The organism is Allobosea sp. CS1GBMeth4 (assembly GCF_900185715.1).
Taxonomy (GTDB): Bacteria; Pseudomonadota; Alphaproteobacteria; order Rhizobiales; family Beijerinckiaceae; genus Allobosea.
Genome location: NZ_FYAS01000007.1, coordinates 37,496 through 61,401, shown reverse-complemented (window position 1 = coordinate 61,401; position 23,906 = coordinate 37,496). Strand labels below are relative to the sequence as shown.

Sequence of the window (23,906 nt, the reverse complement as noted above, 5' to 3'; positions counted from 1 at the left end):
CCGTGTCGGAGCCGGGGCCGGAATCGCATCCAAGAAATCGCTCCGCTGGCTGGGACCGGATGATCGCCAACGTCGCAGGGAACAAAGATGTTCCGGGCCGCTTGCTCGGGGATGCTGGTCTTCGGCGAACGCAGGCGGTCCGAATGCCCTCGCCAGCTGCTCCAGGAGCTGCAGGCGGCAGCGGCGCGGCCGATCGAGGGGCGGGCCGACTGGATCGACCGGCATGGCCGCCTCGTCGATCTGTTCATCGCGGCCGCAGGTCTGGCGCAGGGGCTGCTCGACGAGAGATTCGCGCGGGAGCGCCGCGATCGGCTCGATGCGGCCGTCACGACCGTGGACGCCGTCCTGCGGCGCCTCGCCGGTTCGGTGATCGACTCCTGGACCACGGGGGCAACGCCGTCGCCCGCGGTCACGACGGGGGCCATCGCCGCGCTCGCGACATTGCAGCTGCCGGAACGGGTCGAGAGCAAGGAGGCCGAGGGCTACGCCTACTACGCTCTCTATCCGGAAAGCTACGCCATGGCGGCGCGCGGGCTGGCGGGCACCTCCCCCACGGTGATCGGGTTGAGGAGCATCGGGCTCGGCCTCGGCGCCGTCGTCGCTGCCGGAACCGGGGCCTCGCTGTCGCTCTCGCTGCGCCCGATCGGCCACCCTTTCGAGCGGAAGCTGGCCTTGGCGAACGGCCTGCGCGACAGCCTGGCGGGACGCCGTGATCGGCTGTTCGCCGTGGTCGACGAGGGGCCGGGCCTGTCCGGCTCGTCCTTCGCAGCGGTTGCGGACGTGCTGGAGCGCCTCGGCGTGCCGCGGCGGAACATCCATTTCTTCCCCTCGCACCACAATCCGCCCGGCGGCGCGGCGAGGCCGGAGACCGTGGCGCGCTGGCATGCGGCGCCCCGGCATGTCGTCGGCTTCGACCGGCTCGCCCTCGACACGCCGGAGCCCCGTCACCGGCTCGCCGCCTGGGTCGAGGACCTGACCGGCCCGGCGCTGGTCCCGCTGCAGGACATCGGCGCCGGCCGCTGGCGAGAGCTGAGCTCCACCGGGAGGGTCGCCCCCGCGAGCCCACGGAAGGAGCGGCGCAAATTCCTGCTTCGCGGCGAGCGTGGCGTCTTCCTGCTGCGCTTTGCCGGACTCGGGCGGACAGGCCGGGCCGCGCTTCGCCGCGCCCGGATCCTGGCGGGGAGCGGCTTCACGATCGAGCCGCTCGGGCTGCGGCACGGCTTTCTCGTGGAGCGCTGGCAGGAGGAGGCCGTCGCGCTCGACGCGAACCGGGATCGTGCAGGGCTGGTCGTCCAGCTTGCCGACTACCTCGCATTCCGAGCCCGCCATCTGCCGGCACCGGCGCAAAGCGGTGCGACTCTCGCCGAGCTCGACGAGATGCGCCGCCGGAACATTGCCGGGCTGCTCGCATCGGCTGCGCATGAGGCGAGGCTGCCGGCCCCGCCGCCCGAACATCTCGTTCGGCGCGTCGAGACGGACAACCGCATGCATGCCTGGGAATGGCTGCTCCGGCCCGGCGGGCGGCTGGTCAAGACCGACGCGATCGATCACTGCGATGCCCATGACCTGATCGGCTGCCAGGACATCGCCTGGGACGTCGTCGGCGCCGGAATCGAGCTCGGTCTGTCCGACGGCGAATTCGACGCGCTGTGCGCAGGCCTGCGCTCCAGGGGCTGCGCGCTCGAGCCCCGCCTGATCGACTTCTACGAAAGCTGCTACCTCGCTTTCCAGGCGGGCAATTTTACCCTCGATGCGCAGGCGCCTCTTCTGGAAGTCGACCGCCGTCTACTTTGTACGCTGACGTACAGATACGTCGCATTATTGAAAAAGCGATGCCTTCGAGAGCTTTGAGCAGGAACCATCTTTGTAGCTGCCTGTTGACGTCTTGTCCCGGAGACGAAGGAGCTTCCTGATGTCCCACGGCAATACGACGACCAACCATTCAAAGATCCGCCGGTGGGCGGAGGCACGCGGCGGGCGACCGGCGCGGGTGAAAGGTACCGGCCGGAAGGAAGACGATCCAGGATTACTGAGGCTCGATTTCGGCGAAGCTGACGAAGGCTTGGAGGAAATCTCCTGGGAAGAGTTCTTCGACAAATTCGAGGAACGCAAGCTCGCGCTCCTCTACGAAGAGGACACGAATAGCCGCTTCAACAAATTGATCGAGCGCAAGAAATCATAGCCCAAGCGTTCATCTCCCAAGAATTCATCTCCCAAGAATTCATCGCCGAGGAATTCATGAAGAGCGTGTTGATTACCGGGGGCGCCGGCTTCATCGGCTGCCACCTCGCCGAGTCTCTGCTCCGCCACGGCTATCATGTCCGGGTTCTCGACAGCCTGATCGAGCAGGTGCACGAGCGCGGCGAGAACGGCCTGCGCCTCCCCCGCGAGGTCGAGATGATCGCGGGCGATGTCCGGGACGCCGGGAAGGTGAAGCGCGCACTGGCCGGCACCAGCCACGTCGTGCATCTCGCGGCCGAGGTCGGCGTCGGCCAGAGCATGTATGCGGTCGACCGCTATGTCTCGGTGAACGATCACGGCACCGCCGTGCTGTTCCAGCAGCTCATCGACAGGCCGGTCGAGCGCGTGGTGGTGGCCTCTTCCATGAGCATTTATGGCGAAGGCCTCTATCGCGACGCCGACGGCAATCTCGTCGACGACGCGGTCCGCGGCGAGATCGGCGGCGGCAGCTGGGAGCCGCTCGACGGCGCCGGCCGCCCGCTCGTTCCCGCGCCGACACCGGAATGGAAACGCCCTTCCCTCGCCTCTGTCTATGCCCTCGGCAAATATGTCCAGGAGCGCCTGACGCTGATGCTCAGCGCCGCCTATGGCATGCAGGGGACGGCGCTCCGGCTCTTCAACGTCTATGGGCCCGGCCAGGCGCTGTCGAACCCTTATACCGGCGTGCTCGCCATCTTCGCCTCGCGGCTCCTCAACGGCCGTCCTCCCCTCGTCTACGAGGATGGTCTGCAGCGCCGCGATTTCGTCCATGTCCGCGACGTGTGCCGGGCCTTCGTGGCGGCGCTCGAGCATCCGGCCTCAGCGGGCAAGGTCTACAATGTCGGCAGCGGCGAGCACCGGACCATCGCCGAGGTCGGCGCCCTGCTGGCGCAGGCGATGGGGCGTGCATCGATCCAGCCCGAAATCACCGGTAAGGCGCGCTCGGGCGATATCCGCCACTGCTTCGCCGATGTCGGCCAGGCCGAGGCACAGCTCGGCTTCCGGGCACAGCAGGATTTCAGCGAAGGTCTGGCCGAGCTCGCCGAATGGGTGGCGCGGCAGCAGGCATCCGACCGCGCCGAGGAGGCGCGGCGTGAACTCGAAGTCCGCGGGCTGGTGGCATGAGACCGGATCCCGCCTCCTCCCGTTCCGTATTGGTGACTGGCGGAGCCGGCTTCATCGGCAGCAACCTGGTCGACCGGCTGGCGCGGGAAGGATATCGGGTCCTGATCTATGACAGCCTGGCTCGCCCCGGCGTCGCGCACAATGTCGCCTGGCTGCAGCAGCGGCACGGCGAGCGCGTCACCCTCCGTCACTGCGACATTCGGGACGCCGGCGCCGTCGCCGAAGCGGTTCGCGGCACGACGGCCGTGTTCCATCTCGCGGCGCAGGTCGCGGTCACCAGCAGCCTCGCCGATCCCGTCGACGATTTCGGCGTCAACCTGTGCGGCACCCTGCATGTCCTCGAGGCGGTGCGGAGCCTGTCCGAGCCGGTGCCGGTGATCTTCGCCAGCACCAACAAGGTCTATGGCAGCCTGTCCGACATCGATCTCCTCGAGCAGGGTGACGCCTATCTGCCGATCGACGAGATCCAGCGCTCGCGCGGGATCGCCGAGGAGCGCCCGCTCGACTTCCACACGCCTTACGGCTGCTCAAAGGGAGCCGCGGATCAGTACGTGCTCGACTACGCACGCTCCTTCGGCATCCCCGCCATGGTGATGCGGATGAGCTGCATCTACGGACCGCATCAGCACGGCACCGAGGATCAGGGCTGGGTCGCGCATTTCATGATCCGCGCGCTGCGCGGTGAGCCCATCACGATCTATGGCGATGGACGCCAGGTCCGCGACATCCTGTTCGTCGACGATGCCGTGGAGGCCTATCTGCGCGCCTGGCGCAATATCCGCCGTATCGGCGGCCGGGCCTTCAATCTGGGCGGAGGCCCCGCCAACGCCGTCAGCCTGCTGCAGCTCATCGCCCATGTCGAAGGTCTGATCGGCCGGCGCGTCGAGGTCGACTTCCAGGACTGGCGCGCCGGCGACCAGCGCTACTACGTCTCGGACACGAGGCGCATCGCCCGCGAACTCGATCTGCCCGTGCCGACACCCTGGCGGGTGGGGCTGGCACGCCTCGGCGACTGGCTGGCGGAGAGCACGCGCGGGATCGAGCGCCGCCAGGCGGCGGGAGCGTAGCCATGCAGCCGATGCGCCGGAATCCATGCCCGCTGCGGATCCTGATGACGGCCGACGCCGTCGGGGGCGTGCTGACCTATGCCCTCGACCTCGCCACCGGGCTGGCACGTCACGAGGTGCGCACCACGCTGGCGTTGCTCGGCCCGGCGCCGAGCGAGGGCCAGCGCCGCCTCGCGGCGGCGATCCCAGGGCTGCGGCTGGTCGAGACGGGCCTGCCGCTCGACTGGCTGGCGGAGAATCCGGAAGTCGCCGAAACCACGGCTCGGGAGATCTCCGACCTGGCCCGCCGCCACGGCGCCGACCTCGTGCATCTGAACACGCCGGCGCTGGCCATCGCCAGCTTCGAGAGCGCGGTGGTCTCCGTCGTCCACTCCTGCCTCGCGAGCTGGTGGGCGGCCGTCAAGGGCGGCCCCTTGCCGGCCGATTTCCGCTGGCGGACGCAGGTGATGGCACAGGGTATCGCCGCAAGCGACACCCTGGTGTGCCCCTCCAGCGCCCTCGCCACCGAGATCGAGCGAATTTACGGACGCCGCCCCGCGGTCGTTCACAATGGCAGGGCGCCGGCCGAGCTCCCGCCTCACGGCGCGCGGCCGCATTTCGCCCTCACCGCGGGCCGGCTCTGGGACGAGGCCAAGGACATCGCCACGCTGGACGCGGCCGCCGGCTTCACCGAGCTGCCGGTCCTCGCCGCCGGACCGACCACCGGCCCGAACGGCAGCAGGATCGAGCTTCGCCGATTGCAGGGGCTCGGCCCGGTCGGCCCGTCCGACGTCCGCGCGCTGCTCGCGCGCCGGCCGATCTTCGTGGCCACGGCGCTCTACGAACCGTTCGGATTGGCCGTGCTGGAGGCGGCGCAGGCCGGCTGCGCGCTGGTGCTCTCCGAAATCCCCACCTTCAGGGAGCTGTGGGACGGGGCGGCCGTCTTCGTTCCAGCCCGCAATGCCGAAGCTTTCGGGCGGGCGCTGACCCAACTGGCCGCGGCGCCCGAGCGCCGGGCGATCCTGGGCGCGGCGGCGAAGGAACGCGCACGGCGCTACGCGGTCGAGGCCATGGCCGCGCAGATGCTCGAGATCTATGCGGCTGCGGCTGGCCGCGAGCGGCGCCGCCGAGAGGGAGCGGCGGCATGAAGATCGTCTACTTCACCCATTCGCTGACCTCCTGCTGGAATCACGGCAACGCGCATTTCCTGCGCGGGGTGCTGCGGGAGCTGATGGAACTCGGCCACGAGGTGGTCGCCTGCCAGCCATCCGACGCCTGGAGCCTCGCCAACCTCCTCGCCGACCATGGCGAGGCGGCGCTCGAACCCTTTCGCGCGGCCTATCCCGAACTCCGCGTCGTCTCCTATGCGGCCGAGCCCGATCCGCAGGAGCTGCTGGACGGCGCCGCGCTCGCCATCGTGCACGAATGGACCGAGCCGGCGCTGGTCGCCGCGCTCGGCCGCTACGGGAAGAGTCATCCGGGACTGCGCCTGCTCTTCCACGACACCCATCATCGTGCCGTCAGCGAACCGGACGCGATGCGGGTCTACGACCTGTCGGGCTATGACGCCGTGCTCGCCTTCGGCGCCTCCCTGGCGGAGGTCTATCGCAGCTGGGGCTGGGGCGAGCGCGCCTTCATCTGGCACGAGGCGGCCGACACGCGTCATTTCCGGCCACCGCCGAGCGCAACCCGGCGCGAGGGGCTGGTCTGGATCGGCAACTGGGGCGACGGCGAACGCACCGCCGAGATCGAGAGCTTCCTGCTCGCGCCGGCCGCGGCCGCCGGGCTCAGCCTCGACATCCACGGCGTGCGCTATCCCGCCAGCGCGGACCGGCTGCTCGCCCGTTATGGCGCGCACTACCGCGGCTGGCTGGCGAACGCCGCCGTGCCCGCGACCTTCGCCCGCCACCTCGCCACCGTGCATGTGCCGCGCCGCTATTATGCCTCGGCGCTGCCGGGCATCCCGACCATCCGCGTCTTCGAGGCGCTGGCCTGCGGCATCCCGCTGGTGACCGCACCATGGCAGGACAGCGAGCATCTGTTCGATCCCGGCCGCGATTATCTCGTCGCCGCGGACGGCGCCGAGATGACACGCCATCTGAGGGATCTGCGAGAGGATGCGGCGCTGCGCTCCGAGCTCGCCGGGAACGGCCTCGCCACCATCGAGGCACGCCACAGCTGCGCCCATCGCGCCCGGGAACTGCTCGCCATCACGGCGCGGCTCGGCCGCGAGCAAGCGGAGGTCGCGGCATGAAGATCGCCTTCTACGGCTCCAGCCTGCTCTCCTCCTACTGGAACGGCGCGGCCACCTATTATCGCGGCCTGCTGCGCGCGCTCGCGGCCCTCGGCCATGACGTCACCTTCTACGAGCCCGACGCCTTCGACCGCCAGCAGCACCGCGACATCGATCCGCCCGACTGGGCCCGGGTCATCGTCTATCCCGCCACGCCCGAAGGTGTCCGCCGCGTGATCGCCGAGGCCGCCGCGGCGGAGATCGTGGTCAAGGCGAGCGGCGTCGGCGTGTTCGACGATGCGCTGCTGGACGGGGTCGTCGCGGCCTCGAGGCCGGAGGCGGTCCGGATCTTCTGGGACGTCGACGCTCCGGCGACGCTCGCGTCGCTGCGCGCGCTGCAATCGGCGCCGGCAGGTGCGGTCCCGGCGATGTCCGACCAGGGAATGTCCGCCCATGTCATTCAGCGGGCGCTGCCGGCGCTCGATCTCGTCCTCACCTATGGCGGAGGGCCGCCGGTGGTCGCCGCTTACGAGTCGCTGGGCGCGGCGCGCTGCGTACCGATCTACAATGCGCTCGATCTGACGACCCATCATCCGGTCGAGCCCGATCCGCGCTTCGCATGCGATCTCGCCTTCCTCGGCAACCGCCTGCCCGACCGCGAGGAGCGCGTGACGCAGTTCTTCCTGATGCCGGCGGCGCGGCTGCGCTCGCGCAGCTTCCTGATCGGCGGCAATGGCTGGGAGGAGCGGGCGATGCCGCCGAACGTGCGCTCGCTCGGCCATGTCTACACGCGCGAGCACAACGCCTTCAATGCGACGCCGCTCGCGGTGCTCAACATCGCCCGCGATTCGATGGCGCAGACCGGCTTCTCGCCGGCGACGCGCGTCTTCGAGGCGGCCGGGGCCGGAGCCTGCCTGATCAGCGACGCATGGGAAGGCATCGAACTCTTTCTCACGCCGGGCGAGGAGGTGCTGCTGGCGCGGGACGGGCTCGACGTCGCCGGGCATCTCGAAGCGCTCACGCGGGAGCGGGCCCGCGAGATCGGACGCGCCGCACTCGCGCGCGTGCTCTCCGAGCACACCTATCAGCAGCGTGCGGTCGAGGTGGACGCCATCCTGCGCAAGACCGTCGCTCTCAAACGGGAAAGGAAGCTGGCATGACAGCCATGCGCCTCGTCGTGCTGGGGCTGTCGCTGTCCTCGTCCTGGGGCAACGGCCACGCCACGACCTATCGCGCGCTGCTGCGGGCCCTCGCCGCACGCGGCCATCACATCGTCTTCCTCGAGCGCGATCAGCCCTGGTATGCCAGCCATCGCGACATGCCGGACCCCGACTTCTGCCGCCTGCAGTTCTATGACGAGACCGACGATCTCTCCCTGTTCGAAAACCTGATAGCGGAGGCCGACGCCGTCATCGTCGGCTCCTATGTTCCCGACGGCATCGAGATCGGCAGGCTCGTGCAGCGGATCGCCCGCGGGGCCACCGCCTTCTACGATATCGACACGCCGGTGACGCTGGCGAAGCTGCGCGACGGCAGCTGCGAATACCTGTCGGCGGAGCTGATCCCGCTCTATGACCTCTATCTCTCCTTCACCGGCGGGCCGACGCTGGACCTGCTGATGAACGATCATGGATCGCCGGCCGCACGGGCGCTCTATTGTTCGGTCGACGAGCACGCCTATCGGCCGATCGCCGGGGTGCGGCGCTACGATCTGGGCTATCTCGGCACCTATTCTCCGGACCGGCAGCCGACGCTGGAGAAACTCCTGCTCGAACCGGCGCGGCGGCGCCCCGACCTGCGCTTCGCGGTGGCGGGCGCGCAATATCCCGCGGACATCGACTGGCCCGGCAATGTGACGCGGCTCGAACATGTGCCGCCGAGCGAGCATCCAGCCTTCTATGGCGCGTGCCGCTTCACGCTGAACGTGACCCGCGCCGACATGATCAGGGCGGGCCACAGCCCGAGCGTGCGGATCTTCGAGGCGGCCGCCTGCGGGACGCCGATCCTGTCGGACATCTGGGCGGGCATCGACGCGGTGCTCGCGCCCGGCCGCGAGATCGCGCTCGTGCAGGACCCCGACGAGGTGCTCGCCTGGCTCGGCTGCGACGAGCCGAGACGCGAGGCCATGGCCGCGGCGGCGCGCCACCGCACCCTCGCGGCTCATACGGCCACCCATCGCGCCGCCGAGCTCGAGGACCATCTCCGGGCCGCCGTTTCCAGGCGCGAGCGGGCGGCCGCGCGCGTCGATCTCACCGCGCCGTTTGGCCGGACCGCCGCCCCGCCCGCGAATCCCCGAGAGGCAACAGCATGAAGAACGGACACGAAACCATCGCCGTGGTTGCCGGCGGAGCGGGGTTCATCGGATCTCATCTGGTCGACGCCCTGCTCGCCGAGGGCATGCGGGTGGTCTGCATCGACAATTTCCGCACCGGCCGCATCGAGAACCTGCGCCATCTCGAGCGCGAGCCGGCCTTCGACCTGATCGATGCCGACATCATCGATGCGCCGCCGGCCAAGCTCATGCGCTCCGCGCGCAAGCCGGGCTTCGTCTTCAACCTCGCCTGCGCCGCCTCGCCGCCGCACTATCAGGCCGATCCCGAGCACACCCTGCTGACGAGCGTGATGGGCACCCATCACCTGCTGCAACTCGCGGAGGCGACCGGGGCCCGCTTCGTCCAGGCGTCGACCAGCGAGATCTATGGCGACCCGGAGATTCACCCGCAGCGCGAGAATTACTGGGGTCATGTCAATCCGACGGGGCCGCGCGCCTGCTATGATGAAGGAAAGCGGGCCGCCGAGGCGCTGGTCTTCGACTTCCTGCGTGCCCGGCGCGGCGATGCCAGAGTGGCGCGGATCTTCAACACCTACGGGCCGCGCATGCGCGCCGACGACGGCCGCGTCGTGTCGAACGTGATCACCCAGGCCCTCGCCGGCGACGACATCACGATCTATGGCAGCGGCGAGCAGACCCGCTCCTTCTGCTATGTCGACGATCTCGTCCGCGGCCTGATCGCCCTATCGCGCCATGACAACAGCTATCGCGGCGCGATCAATCTCGGCAATCCAAAGGAGATCAAGGTTCTCGAACTGGCCGGGCGGGTCGTCGAGATGACGGGCGCACAGTCGACCATCGCCTTCCGGCCGCTCCCGGTCGACGATCCGCGCCGCCGCAGGCCGGACATCACCCTGGCCCAGCGCGTGCTGAAATGGCGGCCGACGGTGCCGCTTGCGGTCGGTCTCGCCAGGACGATCGCGTACTTCGCAGCGGAAGCGGAGGCGCTCGCGCATCTGCCGACCGGACGCGGCATCCGGCAAGCACGGCAGATCGAGAGCCGGGCGGCGGCGCGGCCGGGAGGCTGAAGCCGGACCCGATCAGATTGGTTCAAGCGGATCGGCGCATCCGTCTGCCACTTTTAGCCTGGAGACCGTTTTGCCGATCAGCCGGTCGGCATCACGAGCCTGTCGGCCGCCGTGAAAGCCGGCGTCGAGCCCGCGCCATAGCGCCGGATCATCCGGCCGCAGAACTCCGCGAACTCCTCGGGCAGAACCGGCGGGCTGGTGTGGTGCGGAGCAAGCCCGCGGTGCTCCGGCGTGAAGCAGAAGGTGACGGTGACGTCGAAATCCTCCAGCGCCGTCATCATCCGGTCGAACCATGCATCGGCATTCGGGCGGAAGCTGTCGGCCCAGGAGAGGCCGGTGCGCAGGTAGGTGACGCCGAGCCGCTTCATCCAGGCCACGGCGTCGTCGAGGCGCGGATCCTCGAAATGGAACCATTGCACCAGGCCCATTTCGGGCGTGTAATGGGAGAAGCGCTGCAGCGCCGGCTTCGGCGTGCCGTCCGCCCGCAGCAGGCCCATGTGGAAGTGCCGATAGTAGGACGAGCCCTCGGCTTCCTTGTGCCGGGTCGTCGCGCCCCAGGCCATCGGCAGATCGTAAAGACTGTACCAGTGGATGCGCGGCGCCTGGCCGAGCAGGAGCTCGGCGGTGCGTTCGAGCCCCCAGAGCTGGACCTCGTCGGCGCCGAAGGTGGAGATCCCGACCTCGCTGACCCAGATCGGCAGGTCGGTGACCGTGCGGATCTCGGCGATCCTCTCCGGCCATTCGTGAATTTGCCAGAGATTCCAGTCGAGCGGGAAGCCGTGCACCGCCACAGCATCCAGGCGGTCGAGCACGCCGCGGCCCTTCATGTTCGTCATGAACACCGGGTCGATCGGCGAGATGCCGCCGAGCACCCGCGGCAGGCCGCTATTCTCCGCCGCGATCGCGTCTGCGGCGCAGCGGGCCATGCCGGCGAAGAGAGCCCAGTCGGGATCGAGCGCGGGGTCCCAATGCGACTTGTTGTTCGGCTCGTTCCAGATCATCGCCGCTTCGATCATGGCTCACCTCGCGCAGGATGGACGGCGCCCTCCCCGGCCGGACGGCCGGCGGCGCGGCAGAGATAGACCTCCGCCTCCGGATGCGAGAGGATCTCGAAGCCGGAGGAACGCAGCATCGCCTCGGCGCAGGCCGCGTTCGGAATCCACCAGTTGGTGGGGTCGTCGGCATAGCGGTGCTCGATGAAATGCAGGCGCGGGAAGCCCGGCTTCTGGAACAGCTCGGTGTTCCAGAAATGATGGTTCTCCCCGACCTCGGCGCTCTCGCCGCCGCCGCGCTGCATCGACTGGAACAGCATCAGGTCGCCGACCACATGCTCGCGGATCAGGTCGAGCGCCAGCAGCGGGTGCCGGAGATGGTAGAGCACCCCCATGAAGAGGACGAGGTCGAAACGCTCGCGCAGCGCCGCGACGTCATAGACCGACAGCTTGGCGAAGGAGATGTCGAGATCGGCCATCTCCGCGGCGAAGCGGGCCTGCTCGAGATAGGTATCGTCGAAATCGATGCCCAGGACGCGCTCGGCGCCGCGGCGCTTCATCTCCAGCGAGTAGAACCCGGCATTGCAGCCGATGTCGAGCACGGACAGGCCGGTGAGGTCCTGCGGCACGGCGCCTGCGAAGTGCCGCCATTTCTGCCGCGGATAGTCGCCGAGGAAATGGTCCGGCGCCGTTTCGACGCCGCCGAGGTCGAGATTGTGGAACCACGGGCCGAGGGCCGCGACACGTTCCCTGATCTGTTCGGACGTCAGCTTCATCAGCGGCCCTCCGCTCAGTGGATCACCTCGTTGAGGCCAAGCAGTTGCGCGCCGTGCCCGGCAAGGACCAGGCGCGTGATCGAGGCCGGGCTGACCTCGATGCGCCACCAATCGTCGGCGGCGAGGCCGAGATGATGCAGAACCGCGGCCTTGATCACGTCCGCATGCGTGACCAGCCCGATCGCCGCGCCGGCATGGCGGCCGGCGAGCCGCTCCATCGTTCCCACGATGCGACGGGCGACGTCGGCGAAGCTTTCCCCGCCGGGCGTGACCGCCTCGCTGCGCCGGGCGTTCCAGGCGCGCCAGGTCTCGTCGGCATCGAGTTCCGCGAAGCTCTTGCCGGACCAGCCGCCGAAATCGATCTCGTCGAGCGCGTCCAGCACCTGCGGGGCTTCGGCCGCGCCGGCGGCCGCGATCGCGTCCGCCGTCTGCCTGGTGCGCTCGCGCGGGCTGCAATAGAGCGCGGCGAGGCGCTCCCGCTTCAGCCGCTCGGCGAGGCGGCCGGCTTGCGCCCGCCCGGCCTGCCCGAGCAGAATGCCGGGCGTCCGGCCGGCCAGAAAGCTGCCGACATCGTCATGCGCCGCGTGGCGCAGGAGCAGGAACAGGGTCACGCCGGCACGGCCGCCGCTTCGGCGCCGGCGATGAAGCGGCGGGTCAGTTCGCGGGCCTCGTCGTCGGTGAACTGCTGCGGCGGCGATTTCATGAAATAGCTCGACGGCCCGACGAGCGCGCCGGCCTCGCCGCGGTCAAGGGCGAGCTTGGCGCAGCGCACGGCGTCGATCACGACACCGGCGGAGTTCGGCGAATCCCAGACTTCGAGCTTGACCTCGGCATTGAGCGGCACGCCACCGAAGGTCGTCCCCTCGAGCCTGATATAGGCCCATTTCCGGTCGCCGAGCCAGGGCACGAAATCGCTCGGGCCGACATGGACGTCGTCGGCGGGAAGCGGGATGTCGAGCTGGCTGGTCACGGCCTGCGTCTTGGAGATCTTCTTCGAGGTCAGCCGTTCGCGCTCGAGCATGTTCTGGAAATCGGTGTTGCCGCCGAAGTTGAGCTGGTAGGTCCGGTCGAGCCGCACGCCGCGCTCCCGGAACAGGTTGGCGAGCACGCGGTGGACGATCGTGGCGCCGACCTGGCTCTTGATGTCGTCACCGATCAGCGGCAGGCCCCTGGCGGCGAAGCGGGCGGCCCATTCCGGCCGCGAGGCGATGAACACGGGCAGACAGTTGACCACGGCACAGCCTGCCTCGAGGGCCTGTTCCATGTACCATTCGTTCGCCTGCTGCGAGCCGACCGGCAGATAGGAGACCAGCACGTCGGTGCGGCTTTCGACCAGCGCGCGCGCGACGTCGACCGGCTCGCAAGGTGCCTCCGGAACCGCATCCGCGACATAGCACCCGATGCCGTCGAGCGTCCGGCCGCGCTTGACCTCGACGCCGAGCGGCGGAACCTGCGCGAAGGCGCGGGTGTTGTTGGGCGGGGCGAAGATCGCCTCGGATACGTCCTTGCCCACCTTGCTGCGCGCGACGTCGAAAGCGGCCGAAATCTCGATATCCGACACGTGATAGCCGCCGAGCGAGGCGTGCATCAGGCCTGGTATCGGCTCGTTGCCGTCGGCGTCCCGATAATAGCTCAGCCCCTGGACCAGCGAAGACGCACAATTGCCGACGCCGACGATGCCGACACGGAGTTTTCCCGTACTCAAGATCTGTCTCCGCGGTCAGAAGGGCGGACATGAACGCAACGCGACCCCGTAAGCTTTGTTCCTGCCCAGGCCGAGCCGGCGGATCGGGCGCTATTGGCGGCCGCTGCGCCCGTCGCGGAAGCGGTTCTCGACCCAGTCGACGAACCTGCCGAGACGGCCGCGCGAATAGGTGAGCGCCTGGTAGATCGCCAGCGCCGCCCGCGCCCACAGGAGGTAGAGCGACGGCAGCCGGAGCGCTCGCGCCAATCGGAAGACGCGGTGGCTCCAGCGGCTGATCGACGCGCGCATGCGGTAGACCAGCCTGCGCCTGAGCGTGATCCCGTCCGATCCCGGCCGGACGCGCTTGCGCGGCGCCAGGCCGCGCCGCCGCCAGCCGAGCCGGTAGGCCAGGCCTTCGCGCCGCTGCCGAAATCCGGCCTCTTGCGTGCGCCGGACGAAGTCGCCGTCGACCTCCGTCAGCGCCAGTCGTCCGGCTTCCAGGCCGGCTCGGACGATCGCATCGAGCTGCGCGGACCTGACGATCACGACATTCGTGCCGCGCCCGTCCGAGGCGTAGGGCTCGACCCAGGCGTCGCCGAAGGCGATGTCGGCCGTCTCGGCGACGAGGTCGTCGCAGTAGTTGCAGGCGGAGCTCTGGAAGAAGCCTGCGCCCCAATCGCCATCGGCGAAGTGCCACCAGTCCTCGGCGACGCGCCGGCCGTCGTCGAGCGTCAGTTCGGCGCGGTACCAGTTCGCCGGCCGCCTCGCATCCTTCAGCCGGAAGTCGATGGCGGCGACCGTTCCGGGATCCGCGCCGGTCTGCCAGGCGAAGCTCTCGACCATGCGGGCGCTCTTCATGTGCCCGCAGAACAGGCCGAGCGTGAACGCGACGCGCTCGCGCAGAACCTCGTCCTCGCGACAGAGCAGGCGGACGGCCTTGATGAAGCAGGGAATGCCGATCACGGCATAGCGGCCGGGAGTCGCGCGCATGCTGGCGACGGCTTCCGACAGCTCGACCGGATAGTACCGTGACCGGCTGCCGCGCCGGACCTCCTGCTCGCTGCGCGACAGCCGGTAGCCGAACAGGCGCCGGTCGGGCTCGGCCGGGTCGAGCGGTGCGACATGGACGACCGCGTCGACCCAGCCGCGACGCAGCAGCTCGACCGCCACCCATGTGACCATGCCGCCCGAGCTGCCGCTGGCGCGCAACTGGCCCTCCGCCGCATGGCCGACATAGGCCGCCCGAAAACGCCCGATATGCGCGTCCCGTTGCGGGGCGTCCGGGAAATGCTCGGCCGCGAGCGCGTCCTCATCGGCCGAGTGCGGCGAGAAGGGGCAGGTGCGGGCGAGCTCCGCCGTCCGGGTATGGCGCCAGCCGTCCGATCCCCGGGGTTCGAGCTGGCCGAAGCTGTTCCATGCCATCCCCGCATCGGATGCCGACGCCAGCGCGACGCAGGCGCCGCAGCCGATGCAGAGCCCCGCATCGATGACGTCGCGAGGGGCTATCCGGTCGGGGACGGTCCGGTCCATGGCTCAGTGCAGAGCCCTGTCGAGATAGTCGAAGGACGCAGCGCGCAATGCGCCGATGCGGCGCATCACGCCGTCGCCAGGCGGCTCGCCGAGCAAGGCGTCGACCTGCGCTTGCGAGCTCCGGTCGTCGACGAGGCGCTCGCCGAGCCCAAGCAGGGCCGAGAGGTCGCGCACCTTGTTGAAGCGATAGGCCGAAGGCGAACAGGCGAACGGCTTCGATTGGAGCAGCGCGAAGACGCAGCCATGGAAGAAATTGGTGACGACCGCGCGCGCTCCGGCCATGTGCGCGGCGAAATCATGGGGTCCGGCGGCCAGATGCTGCTCGTCGGCCCAATCGTTGCGGTAGCCGACGCTGCGGATGGCGCAGCCATGGCGGCCCGCCCAGGCCCGCACCATGCTCCGGACCCCGCATGGGAAGCCGTGCCCGTAGACCGCGAGGTAGTTGCCGGTCTCACCGGCGTGGTCGAGGCGCGGCGGAAACTGGAGACAGGGATCGAGGACGATGACCGGGCGGCGGCTCGTCGCCACCCGAACCAGCGCCGAGGAGTTCGCGTCCCGCACCGAGATGCAGGCGAACCTTGCGAGCCAGTCGCGCCATGGCACGCCCAACCCCTCCGCCGCGTCATGATTGCCGAAGCTCGCCGCGTAGGAAACCAGCCCCCGGGTCGGAAGTCCGCTGCCGAAGAAGGCCGGAACGCCACCATACCAGGGGTGGCGCAGGTTCCAGACCTCGTCGCTGCCGACCACGACGAGGTCGCACGCCGCCATGGTCCCGGGACTGGCGAGGTCGAAGGGCTGCGACAACGGCAGGGCTGCGACCGCGCTCTGGAAGGAGCGGACCTTGGCCCGATAGAGCGCGCGGTCGGATGCGGGCGACTGTTCCGGTAGCAAGGGTGCGAGCGCGCACCGCCACTCCGCGCGCTTCGCGGCGGCGGAATCGTGATCGAGCAGGACCGCATCGTGCCCGAGCCCCCGCAGGCCTTCGACAAGGCAGCGCGCCTGCCAGTAGGAGCCGTAGTTGATGCAGCGATGGAAGGTCAGCACGCCGACGCTCGGTGCCATGACAAGCCCGTCTGCAGGGCGATCCGCACCCGTCGATCGCCGACGTGCGCAGCGCCGCTCAACAACGCATGAGAACAGATTGCGATCCCGCGGCGGGCAACCGCCGGACGGGGAACGCCCGAGACGCCACGGCGTTGATCGGTCTGACCGGCCGTCAGCGTCCGAGGCTCGCCGTGACAGCGCAATCCGAAGCTCCTCCCGGGGGAAAGACCGCTTCGTCCGCCGAAGGCGACATGATCGCGGTCGTTCGCCGCAATATCCGGTCGATGGAGGACGCGGAGAGGAAGCGTCGCTCGCAGCTGGGCTGGCAGGAGCGCCTCGCGGAGCTGATCACCCGCTTTGCCGGCAGCATGCCCTTCGCCTATCTCCATCTCCTGGTCTTCGGCTTCTGGATCTCGGCCAATGCCGGCCTGCTTCCGGGCGTTCGAGCCTGGGACCCGAGCTTCGTGATGCTGGGGATGGTGGCCTCGGTCGAGGCGATATTCCTCTCGACCTTCATCCTCATCAGCCAGAACATCATGGTGGCCGCAGCCAACCGCCGCGCCGAGCTCGACCTGCAGGTGAATCTCCTGGCGGAGCACGAGGTCACAAAGCTGATCGGGCTGGTCTCGTCCATCGCCGAGAGGATGGGCGCCACCCTGCCGCGCGAGGAGGAACTGCGCGAGATCGCGCAGGACGTGAAGCCGGAAGTCGTCATGCGGGCGATCGACGACGAGGAGAAGCAATACTCCGGCACGGCCGATCCGAGGCCCGCGCAGGACGACGCCGATCATGGACGGGGCCGGGACGGCTGATCGCCGAACGGCATTCGGCAGCGCGTCCCGGCAGGCTTCACGATGGCAGCCGGCCGATCTCGGCGAGCACGTCCCGCAGCGTGTCGTCGGTGCTGTCGCGGGCGATGCCGCTCCGCAGCTCGTCCAGCGCCGCGGCCATCAATCCGCTGGCGGCATAGGCTCGGACGATCTCGTCAGGATAGGCGTCCAAGATCGAACGCGCTTCCGCCTGCACCTCCAGCATCACCCTTTCACCGTCGACGGTGAGCTTGCGCAAATCAGAATTCCGGCGTGTCGGATCGGTTCTCATCGCTTCACCTCCCGAGGGATCGGTCGAACTGCGCCGGTCGAACCTGACGGGGGCGCAGGCGACGAGGACCCGGATTCGCTGGCCCGCAGCCTCATGGCCAACCGCAAACATCAGTCCGCCGGCGAAGTTCCGGTACGCGGCCGCACAGTCGTCCGACGTGTCGCAGCCGCCCGCGAGCTTGACCGACCGCGCCGCAAGGTCCGCCGACGAGCGCGATCCCGAGCATCCGGCCGGGTACGCGACCGTACGATCGCGAGAACCCTGCAACCAATTCTGGTCGCCGAGGTTTTTCGGCCGGCGCACGAATCCGCCACGCTTGCCGGGCGCCTGGCCCAGCCCGCGAAGGCGCCATTCTCGGGTCCGGCCGGCGCAGCGCTGTTCGTCACCTTCGAGGAGCGCGCGATCAGATGCCGAAACGACCTGGCCGACAAGTTGCAGCCCTGCCGTTCGTGAGAGATGCGGTCGGCCTGCGCCTCCTGCTGATCACCTCGCGCCGGACCAGGCGCTGGATCATCCCGAAGGGTTGGAAGCCGAGACGGATGAAGGCGCGCAAGGCCGCGGCCCGCGAAGCCCGCGAGGAAGCCGGCATCATGGGGAAGACCAGCAAGCAGCCGCTCGGCGAGTTCTTCTACGAGAAAGAGAAGGCCGATAGCCGCCTGACCTGCAGAGTGAGGGTCTTCGCGCTGTCGGTGGACAGGCAGCTGCCGGAATGGAAGGAGCAGGGTGAGCGGTCCTTGCGGTGGTGCCCCCCCGACTTGGCGGTCGAGCTCGTCAGCGATGCCGGCCTCGCCGAGCTCATCGCCAAACATTTCATCGCAGGCGAGGACGTCCGGAAGAGCTCGGGGAAGTAGGTCTGGTGGCGCGCCATCCGCCGGCGACGACCGCGGCCCCGGCCTCTCGCCCGGCGCGGCCCAGATCGCACCAGCGTGGAACGAAACGCCTTTGCGCCCGGTTCTTGTCTGATCGGTGGACAGAGGAGCTGAGCGCATGCGCGCCCTGTGCTGGCACGGCAAGAGCGATATTCGCTGCGATATCGTGGACGACCCCGGGATCGAAGCCGATGGCGACGTGATCATCAAGGTGACCGCCTGCGCGATCTGCGGCTCCGACCTGCATCTCTACGACGGCTACATGCCGACGATGGAGAGCGGCGACGTCCTCGGCCACGAAACGATGGGCGAGGTGGTCGAGGTCGGCCGCGGCGTCGGCAAGCTCAAGGTCGGCGACCGGGTGGTGGTGCCGTTCAACATCGCATGCGGCGAGTGCTTCTTCTGTCGCAAGCAGCTCTTCTCCCTCTGCGACCGCTCCAATCCCAATGCCGAGATGGCGCGGAAGGCGATGGGGCACTCCCCCTCGGGCCTGTTCGGCTATTCGCATATGCTGGGTGGCTTCGCCGGCGGCCAGGCGGAATATATGCGGGTGCCCTATGCCGATGTCGGGCCCATCAAGGTGCCCGACGGCCTCGCCGACGAGCAGGTGCTGTTCCTCTCCGACATCTTTCCGACCGGCTACATGGCGGCGGAGAACGCCGAGCTCGAGCCGGGCGACACCGTCGCGGTCTGGGGAGCGGGGCCGGTCGGCCAGTTCGCGATCCGGAGCGCCTGGATGCTCGGTGCCGGACGCGTGATCTCGATCGACAATGTGCGCGAGCGGCTCGCCATGGCGGCGAGCGACGGCAGGACCGAGATCGTCGATTTCGACGATGGCGGGGTCTATGACCGGCTGATGGAGCTGACCCGTGGGCGCGGCCCCGACCGCTGCATCGACGCGGTCGGAGCCGAAGCCCATGCCGGCGGCACGCTCGACGCCGTGGTCGACAAGATCAAGGCCGCCACCTATCTCGGCACCGACCGGCCGCATGTGCTGCGCGAAGCGATCATGTGCTGCCGCAAGGGCGGCACCATCTCGATGCCCGGCGTCTATCTCGGCTTCCTCGACAAGATCCCGATGGGCGCCTTCATGAACAAGGGCCTGACCCTGAGGACCGGGCAGACCCATACCCACCGCTATCTCGTCCCGCTGCTCGACAAGATCGCCAATGGCGAGATCGACCCCTCCTTCGTCATCACGCATCGCGCCACGCTGGAGGACGGACCGGCGCTCTACCAGCGATTCCGCGACAAGGAGGACGGCTGCGTGAAAGTGGTGATGAGACCATGAGAGGACGGGCCGTGCGCGGGCTCGGCAAGGCCGCGCCGGCGGCAGCGGCACTCGCGCGGTGCGGCCGAGTCTGGAACGACCTCCGGCGGTCCTGGGGGCACCGCCGGCGAGATCAGCTCGCAAATGCCATTCGCACGACATTGGGGGCCGAAGCCGCCGCCCTTGACACCTCCGCGCCAGCGATGGCGTCCGCGAAGCTCTCGATCGGCTGCGGCCTCCCGAACAAATGGCCCTGAAGCTCCTCGCATTGCTCGGCGACGAGGAACCGCATCTGATCCATGGTCTCGACGCCTTCTGCGACGACGCGAATGCCGAGGCTGCGTCCCAGGCCGAGGACAGCGCGGACGATGACCGCGGCTTGGGGATTGACCTCGATCTGTCCGACGAAGGATTGGTCGATCTTGATCTTGTCGAAGGGAAAGGACTGCAGGGTCGCGAGCGAAGCGTGGCCGGTGCCGAAATCGTCCATCGCCAGGCTGATGCCGGCCTCCTTGAGGCGCCGCACGACCAGGAGAGCCCGGTTCGTATCGGCGAAGATCGCCGTCTCCGTGATCTCGATCTCCAGACGCTCGGGCGGCAGCCCCGTCTCGCTCAGGATACCGAGAATGAGCTCGGGAAGGTCGTCCTGCTGAAACTCGCGGGGTGACAGATTGACCGCGACCTTGAGTGGCCGCGCCCAACGCGTCGCCTCCGCGCAGGCCGTTCGCAAGACCCACTCTCCGAGCTGCGCGATGAGACCCGTCTCTTCGGCCAGCGGGATGAATTCGCCGGGCGGAATGATGCCACGTTCGGCATGGCTCCAGCGGAGGAGCGCCTCGAAACCAACGAGCTCGCCCGTGTGAGCCCTGACCTGAGGCTGGTAATGCAGCTGAAGCCCCCCGCCCAGGAATGCCTTTCTCAGGTCGCGTTCGAGCTCATGGCGCTGGATGATCGCCGCGTCCATCGCCGTATCGAAGAATCGATAGTTGTTCCGGCCCTCGGCCTTCGCCCGGTATAGCGCGCGATCGGCCCGGCTGAAGAGAAGCTGCTCGGCGAGACCGTGCTGCGGTGCGCACGCTATCCCGACGCTGAGGCCGATCTCGATCATCTGGCCATCGAAAACGAAGGGCTGTCCGACCGCGGCGATGAACATCCGGGCCAGATTGGCGAGGTATTCATCTGTCGGATGGCTCTTGACCAGTACGGCGAACTCGTCGCCGCCGAGCCGGGCCACCGTGTCCGTGGGATGAATGCACGCGGCGATTCTCGCAGCGACGAGCCTCAGCAATTCGTCGCCAGCCATGTGCCCGGCCGTGTCATTGACGATCTTGAAGCGATCGAGGTCCAGGCACATCAGCGCACAGGCGCCGCCATCATCGGCGACCTCCTGCAAGGCGCGGCGCAGCAGATCGTGGAAGCAGGTCCGGTTGGCCAGCCCGGTCAGGCCGTCATGGCGGGCCATGTGAGCAATCTGCTCTTCTGCGATCTTGCGAGCGCCGATGTCGATATGAGTGCCGACCATGCGCCCGGGGCGGCCCAGCGGATCGCGCTGCACGACTTTTCCGCGCGCCAGGACCCAGCTCCAGCCACCGTCCTTTCGGCGCAACCGGTGCTCGAACTCGTAGACCGGCGAGCGGCCGCCGAGATGCGCGTCCAGAGTGTCCAGGGCCTTCGCCTCATCGTCCGGATGGATCAGGCGCCGCCACGTCCGCACATGGCCCTCGAGCTCCCCGGGCCCATAGCCCAGCATGGTCGAGCAGCGGTCGGACAGCCACACATGCCCGGTATCGATATTCCAGTCCCACAGGCCGTCGCTTCCGGCATCCAAGGCCAGGGCCAGCCGCTCTTCGCTGTCGCGCAGCGCCGCGCCATGCGAGGCCAGGGCGCGATTGGCCCGCCTGAGATGGTCGGCGAACAGGGTCAGCGCGGAGAAGGCCAGGATCGCCAGCATCACGGCTGCTATGCCCGCGGCGAGCGCCCCGCGCGCCAGCCCGTCATCGGGCACGGCCATCGAGGGATCCGGCGCCGCCCGCGCCGCGGCCATCGACAGGAAGTGCAATGACCCGATGGCCCCGGTGAGTAACGTGGCGGCAATCGCGCGAGGGTAGCGGCCGATCCGGTGGAGGAAAACGAAGAGGGCCGCGCAGGTCAGGACAGCTCCGGATACAAGAGCGGCGGCCACGAGCCGCTCGTCCCAAACGAAAAGGCCGGGGATGCGGACACCCGCCATTCCGGCGAAATGCATCGCGGCGATACCAGCCGTCAGCACGATGGCGCCTGCGATGATGGTCGCGGGACCCGCGGCCGCCCGGATCAGCGTTGCGGCGCCGGAAGCGGCTGCGATCGCAACGCCCAATGACGCCAATGTCAGGCGCAGATCATAGCCGATGGCGACCGGCGGATTATAGCCGAGCATCGCGATGAAATGCGTACTCCAGATCCCTGCACCGGCCGCCGAGCCGGTAGCGACGAGCCAGGCTGTGGCCGCCCAGCCCGTACTCTCGCGCGCCTGTTTGAGCAGGCCGAACGTCGTATGGCAGGATACCCAGCAGACCAGCCCGGATAGCGGCAGCACCCACGCAGCATGCTCATCGGTCAAGCACGACAATGTTCGGTACATGGCGCCTTCGCATCCGGGCGGGTCGAACGCGTCGTTCTAGGCGGGAATGCGAACGAGATCGTGAGGGCAGAGGCTAAAATTGCAGGCACCACCCGCAGTTCGGCAATCACAGGCGCTCGGGCAGCCGGCAACAACGGCATTCGGGACGGGCATCGGCACGGTTGTGGACAAGACGAGCCAAAGCGCAGGACCATCACGTCTCCAGGGTCCAGCTCGTCTGATGGCGGTGCTGGCGAGCCCCTGCCGCCTGGATGTTGCCGCTGTCGGTCGATGCGTGCGAGACCGGACCGAGCCCATCTCGAGCGCGGCGGCGATATGGTCGATGACGACCCTCGCGGGCGAAGGCATCGGGTGTCAGGTCCGGGATGAGCGCCGTGTGGCGCGCATCTCACAATTCAGCCGACCGTACGCATTCTCAGCTTCCAGAGGCATTGATGACGGACATGCTGTTGGCGCTCGATGCCGCGCAGGAAAGCCCCAATAAGGTGCGCCAGGTCGGCGCCTGCCTGCGGCTGGCCGACGGGAGCGTCATCACCGCCTGCAACACCTTCCCCAGCGGGGTGCGCGACCTGCCCGAGCGGCACGAGGGCGATGGCCGCTTCGTCTGGATGGAGCATGCCGAGCGCCATGCCATCTTCGCCGCGGCGCGGCAGGGCCATGCCACGGCCGGGGCGCGATTGGCGACGACCTTCTTTCCCTGCATCGATTGCGCGAGGGCGATCGTCGATGCCGGGATCACTTGCGTCGAGACGCCGCCTCCGGCCTTCGAAGACGCTGTATGGGGGCAGGCCTTCCTGCGATCGAGCGTGATCCTGGAGGAAGGCGGCGTGACGGTACGGCACGTGTCGCTGCCCCGGGGCGGGACAGCCGGCTGAGCATCCGCAGGGCAGCTGACGCCGGATTGGGCACGATCTCATTACGGCAACGCTTCGGGCGAATTATTCTTCTATCTGAGTACGCTCGGCAGTGCTCTAATCCTCCTCAAGACGCCTCGAAGCGTCGTGAGAAGGGGACCGTCATCATGCCGAGCAGCCGACGCACATTTCTCACATCCGCCGCCGCGGCGGCGATTTCCGGACCGTTGATCGCGTTCGAGGCTGCCGCCCAAGGCAAGACGATCGTCAACATGCAGCTCGGCTGGATCACCGGCGGCAACCAGATCGGCGAGGTCTGCGCCAAGGCGATGGGCTATTACGAGGCGGAGGGCCTCGAGATGCGCATCCAGCCCGGCGGCCCCAATGTCGACGGCGTCGCCGTCGTCGCCAGCGGCCGCTTCGAGATCGGGCAGGTGTCGTCGAGCCCGTCGCTGATGCTGGCGGCCTCGCAGGAGCTGCCAGTGATCTGCTTCGCCGCAGGCTGCCAGAGGCATCCCTACACCTTCTATTCGCTGAAGAAGAACCCGGTGCGGGAGCCGAAGGACTTCGTCGGCAAGAAGGTCGGAATCCAGTCGACCGGCATCATCCTGCTGCGCGCGCTGCTGGCCCAGAACAAGATCTCGGAAAAGGAGGTCACCATCGTCCCGATCGGCGCGGAGATGACGCCTCTCCTGACCGGCCAGGTCGATGTCGTCACCGGCTGGGAGACGAACACCTCGGCGCTCAAGGTCCTCGGCCCCGATCGGGTCGGAATGTCGCTGTGGGATGCCGGCGTGAAGCTCTACGCCCTGCCCTACTACGCGACGGCCGAGACGCTGAAGACGAAGAGCGACGCGCTGGCGAAATATCTGCGCGCCACCGCCAAGGGCTGGGCCTATGCCCATGCCAATCGCGACCAGGCTGTGGCGCTGCTGGTCAAGGAGTATCCCAACCTGATCGCCGCCGACGAGCGCCAGGCGATCGACGTGATGCTGTCCTTCTCCTTCGGCCCGCAGACCAAGGCGGAGGGCTGGGGCACGATGGACGCGGCCGTCTGGCAGCAGCAGATCGATCTCTACGCGGCTCTCGGGCAGTTCACCAAGCACACGCCCAAGCTGTCGGAGGTCATGACCCTCGACGTGCTCGGCAAGACCGCCGATGCTCGGCCGCGGATCGGCTGAG

23 protein-coding genes are annotated in these 23,906 nt (G+C 68.5%); 14 read left to right on the top strand and 9 right to left on the bottom strand.

The genetic code is table 11. The features are described 5' to 3' along the window. The first annotated feature begins 87 nt into the window (after positions 1–87). The 9 genes from CS1GBM4_RS03640 to CS1GBM4_RS03600 all read left to right on the top strand — a co-directional run bounded on the left by CS1GBM4_RS03640 (position 88) and on the right by CS1GBM4_RS03600 (position 9,984). On the top strand, positions 88–1,851 hold the full coding sequence (locus CS1GBM4_RS03640; protein ID WP_186417330.1) for a hypothetical protein: 1,764 nt from the start codon (positions 88–90) through the stop codon (positions 1,849–1,851). Between the two features lie 61 nt (positions 1,852–1,912). Continuing rightward, positions 1,913–2,182, top strand: a complete 270-nt coding sequence (locus CS1GBM4_RS03635) for a hypothetical protein (protein WP_186417329.1) — start codon at positions 1,913–1,915, stop codon at positions 2,180–2,182. A 56-nt stretch (positions 2,183–2,238) separates the two neighbouring features. After that, positions 2,239–3,345 carry an SDR family NAD(P)-dependent oxidoreductase gene (locus CS1GBM4_RS03630; protein WP_186417328.1) on the top strand — a complete coding sequence of 369 codons (1,107 nt, stop codon included), beginning with the start codon at positions 2,239–2,241 and terminating at the stop codon, positions 3,343–3,345. Further along, positions 3,342–4,412 carry an SDR family NAD(P)-dependent oxidoreductase gene (locus tag CS1GBM4_RS03625; protein WP_186417327.1) on the top strand — a complete coding sequence of 357 codons (1,071 nt, stop codon included), beginning with the start codon at positions 3,342–3,344 and terminating at the stop codon, positions 4,410–4,412. Before CS1GBM4_RS03630 ends, CS1GBM4_RS03625 begins: the two co-directional genes overlap by 4 nt. Before the next feature lie 44 nt (positions 4,413–4,456). Continuing rightward, positions 4,457–5,539, top strand: a complete 1,083-nt coding sequence (locus tag CS1GBM4_RS03620) for a glycosyltransferase family 4 protein (protein WP_186417326.1) — start codon at positions 4,457–4,459, stop codon at positions 5,537–5,539. Then, positions 5,536–6,645: a glycosyltransferase gene (locus CS1GBM4_RS03615; protein WP_186417325.1), complete on the top strand. Its 1,110-nt coding sequence runs from the start codon at positions 5,536–5,538 to the stop codon at positions 6,643–6,645. Before CS1GBM4_RS03620 ends, CS1GBM4_RS03615 begins: the two co-directional genes overlap by 4 nt. Beyond that, positions 6,642–7,784: a glycosyltransferase gene (locus CS1GBM4_RS03610; protein WP_186417324.1), complete on the top strand. Its 1,143-nt coding sequence runs from the start codon at positions 6,642–6,644 to the stop codon at positions 7,782–7,784. Before CS1GBM4_RS03615 ends, CS1GBM4_RS03610 begins: the two co-directional genes overlap by 4 nt. Beyond that, positions 7,781–8,935, top strand: coding sequence for a glycosyltransferase (locus tag CS1GBM4_RS03605; protein WP_210201522.1), 1,155 nt, complete (start codon positions 7,781–7,783; stop codon positions 8,933–8,935). Before CS1GBM4_RS03610 ends, CS1GBM4_RS03605 begins: the two co-directional genes overlap by 4 nt. Beyond that, a complete protein-coding gene (locus CS1GBM4_RS03600; RefSeq protein WP_186417323.1) occupies positions 8,932–9,984 on the top strand; it encodes a UDP-glucuronic acid decarboxylase family protein in 1,053 nt (350 codons plus the stop codon). The genes CS1GBM4_RS03605 and CS1GBM4_RS03600 overlap by 4 nt, the downstream gene beginning before the upstream one ends. A gap of 77 nt (positions 9,985–10,061) precedes the next feature. Here the strand turns inward: CS1GBM4_RS03600 and CS1GBM4_RS03595 are convergent, their stop codons facing one another. The 6 genes from CS1GBM4_RS03595 to CS1GBM4_RS03570 all read right to left on the bottom strand — a co-directional run bounded on the left by CS1GBM4_RS03595 (position 10,062) and on the right by CS1GBM4_RS03570 (position 16,028). Further along, positions 10,062–11,000 (bottom strand): beta-xylosidase, encoded by a 939-nt coding sequence (locus tag CS1GBM4_RS03595; RefSeq protein WP_186417322.1) that lies wholly within the window; start codon positions 10,998–11,000, stop codon positions 10,062–10,064. Next, positions 10,997–11,752, bottom strand: coding sequence for a TIGR04290 family methyltransferase (locus CS1GBM4_RS03590; protein WP_186417321.1), 756 nt, complete (start codon positions 11,750–11,752; stop codon positions 10,997–10,999). Before CS1GBM4_RS03590 ends, CS1GBM4_RS03595 begins: the two co-directional genes overlap by 4 nt. Before the next feature lie 14 nt (positions 11,753–11,766). Continuing rightward, positions 11,767–12,363, bottom strand: coding sequence for a histidine phosphatase family protein (locus CS1GBM4_RS03585; RefSeq protein ID WP_244607032.1), 597 nt, complete (start codon positions 12,361–12,363; stop codon positions 11,767–11,769). Next, positions 12,360–13,457, bottom strand: a complete 1,098-nt coding sequence (locus CS1GBM4_RS03580) for an inositol-3-phosphate synthase (protein ID WP_186417320.1) — start codon at positions 13,455–13,457, stop codon at positions 12,360–12,362. Before CS1GBM4_RS03580 ends, CS1GBM4_RS03585 begins: the two co-directional genes overlap by 4 nt. 90 nt (positions 13,458–13,547) lie before the next feature. After that, complete coding sequence (locus CS1GBM4_RS03575; protein WP_186417319.1) at positions 13,548–14,966, bottom strand: Coenzyme F420 hydrogenase/dehydrogenase, beta subunit C-terminal domain; 1,419 nt, start codon at positions 14,964–14,966, stop codon at positions 13,548–13,550. A 3-nt stretch (positions 14,967–14,969) separates the two neighbouring features. Continuing rightward, positions 14,970–16,028, bottom strand: a complete 1,059-nt coding sequence (locus CS1GBM4_RS03570) for a polysaccharide pyruvyl transferase family protein (RefSeq protein ID WP_186417318.1) — start codon at positions 16,026–16,028, stop codon at positions 14,970–14,972. Positions 16,029–16,261: 233 nt separating this feature from the next. On the opposite strand from CS1GBM4_RS03570, the gene CS1GBM4_RS03565 reads away from it, so the two are divergent. Next, entirely contained in the window at positions 16,262–16,822 is a 561-nt protein-coding gene (locus CS1GBM4_RS03565) for a DUF1003 domain-containing protein (RefSeq protein ID WP_186417317.1), read from the top strand. A gap of 37 nt (positions 16,823–16,859) precedes the next feature. Here CS1GBM4_RS03565 and CS1GBM4_RS03560 read toward each other — a convergent pair whose 3' ends face one another. Further along, complete coding sequence (locus CS1GBM4_RS03560) at positions 16,860–17,414, bottom strand: hypothetical protein (protein ID WP_186417316.1); 555 nt, start codon at positions 17,412–17,414, stop codon at positions 16,860–16,862. 104 nt (positions 17,415–17,518) lie between these two features. Between CS1GBM4_RS03560 and CS1GBM4_RS03555 the strand changes: the two genes are divergently transcribed. Together CS1GBM4_RS03555 and CS1GBM4_RS03550 are read left to right on the top strand one after the other, a co-directional pair. Further along, positions 17,519–17,962, top strand: a complete 444-nt coding sequence (locus CS1GBM4_RS03555) for an NUDIX domain-containing protein (RefSeq protein ID WP_186417315.1) — start codon at positions 17,519–17,521, stop codon at positions 17,960–17,962. A gap of 136 nt (positions 17,963–18,098) precedes the next feature. After that, complete coding sequence (locus CS1GBM4_RS03550; protein WP_186417314.1) at positions 18,099–19,271, top strand: zinc-dependent alcohol dehydrogenase; 1,173 nt, start codon at positions 18,099–18,101, stop codon at positions 19,269–19,271. Positions 19,272–19,383: 112 nt separating this feature from the next. Here CS1GBM4_RS03550 and CS1GBM4_RS03545 read toward each other — a convergent pair whose 3' ends face one another. Beyond that, complete coding sequence (locus CS1GBM4_RS03545) at positions 19,384–21,849, bottom strand: EAL domain-containing protein (protein ID WP_244607031.1); 2,466 nt, start codon at positions 21,847–21,849, stop codon at positions 19,384–19,386. A gap of 455 nt (positions 21,850–22,304) precedes the next feature. On the opposite strand from CS1GBM4_RS03545, the gene CS1GBM4_RS03540 reads away from it, so the two are divergent. Continuing rightward, complete coding sequence (locus CS1GBM4_RS03540) at positions 22,305–22,745, top strand: CMP deaminase (RefSeq protein ID WP_186417312.1); 441 nt, start codon at positions 22,305–22,307, stop codon at positions 22,743–22,745. A 106-nt stretch (positions 22,746–22,851) separates the two neighbouring features. On the opposite strand, the gene CS1GBM4_RS24505 is transcribed toward CS1GBM4_RS03540, so the two are convergent. Further along, positions 22,852–22,998, bottom strand: coding sequence for a hypothetical protein (locus tag CS1GBM4_RS24505; protein WP_244607030.1), 147 nt, complete (start codon positions 22,996–22,998; stop codon positions 22,852–22,854). On the opposite strand from CS1GBM4_RS24505, the gene CS1GBM4_RS03535 reads away from it, so the two are divergent. Then, positions 22,997–23,905, top strand: a complete 909-nt coding sequence (locus CS1GBM4_RS03535; RefSeq protein WP_244607029.1) for an ABC transporter substrate-binding protein — start codon at positions 22,997–22,999, stop codon at positions 23,903–23,905. The two genes, CS1GBM4_RS24505 and CS1GBM4_RS03535, sit on opposite strands and share 2 nt — an antisense overlap. The last annotated feature ends 1 nt before the right edge of the window (position 23,906 follow it).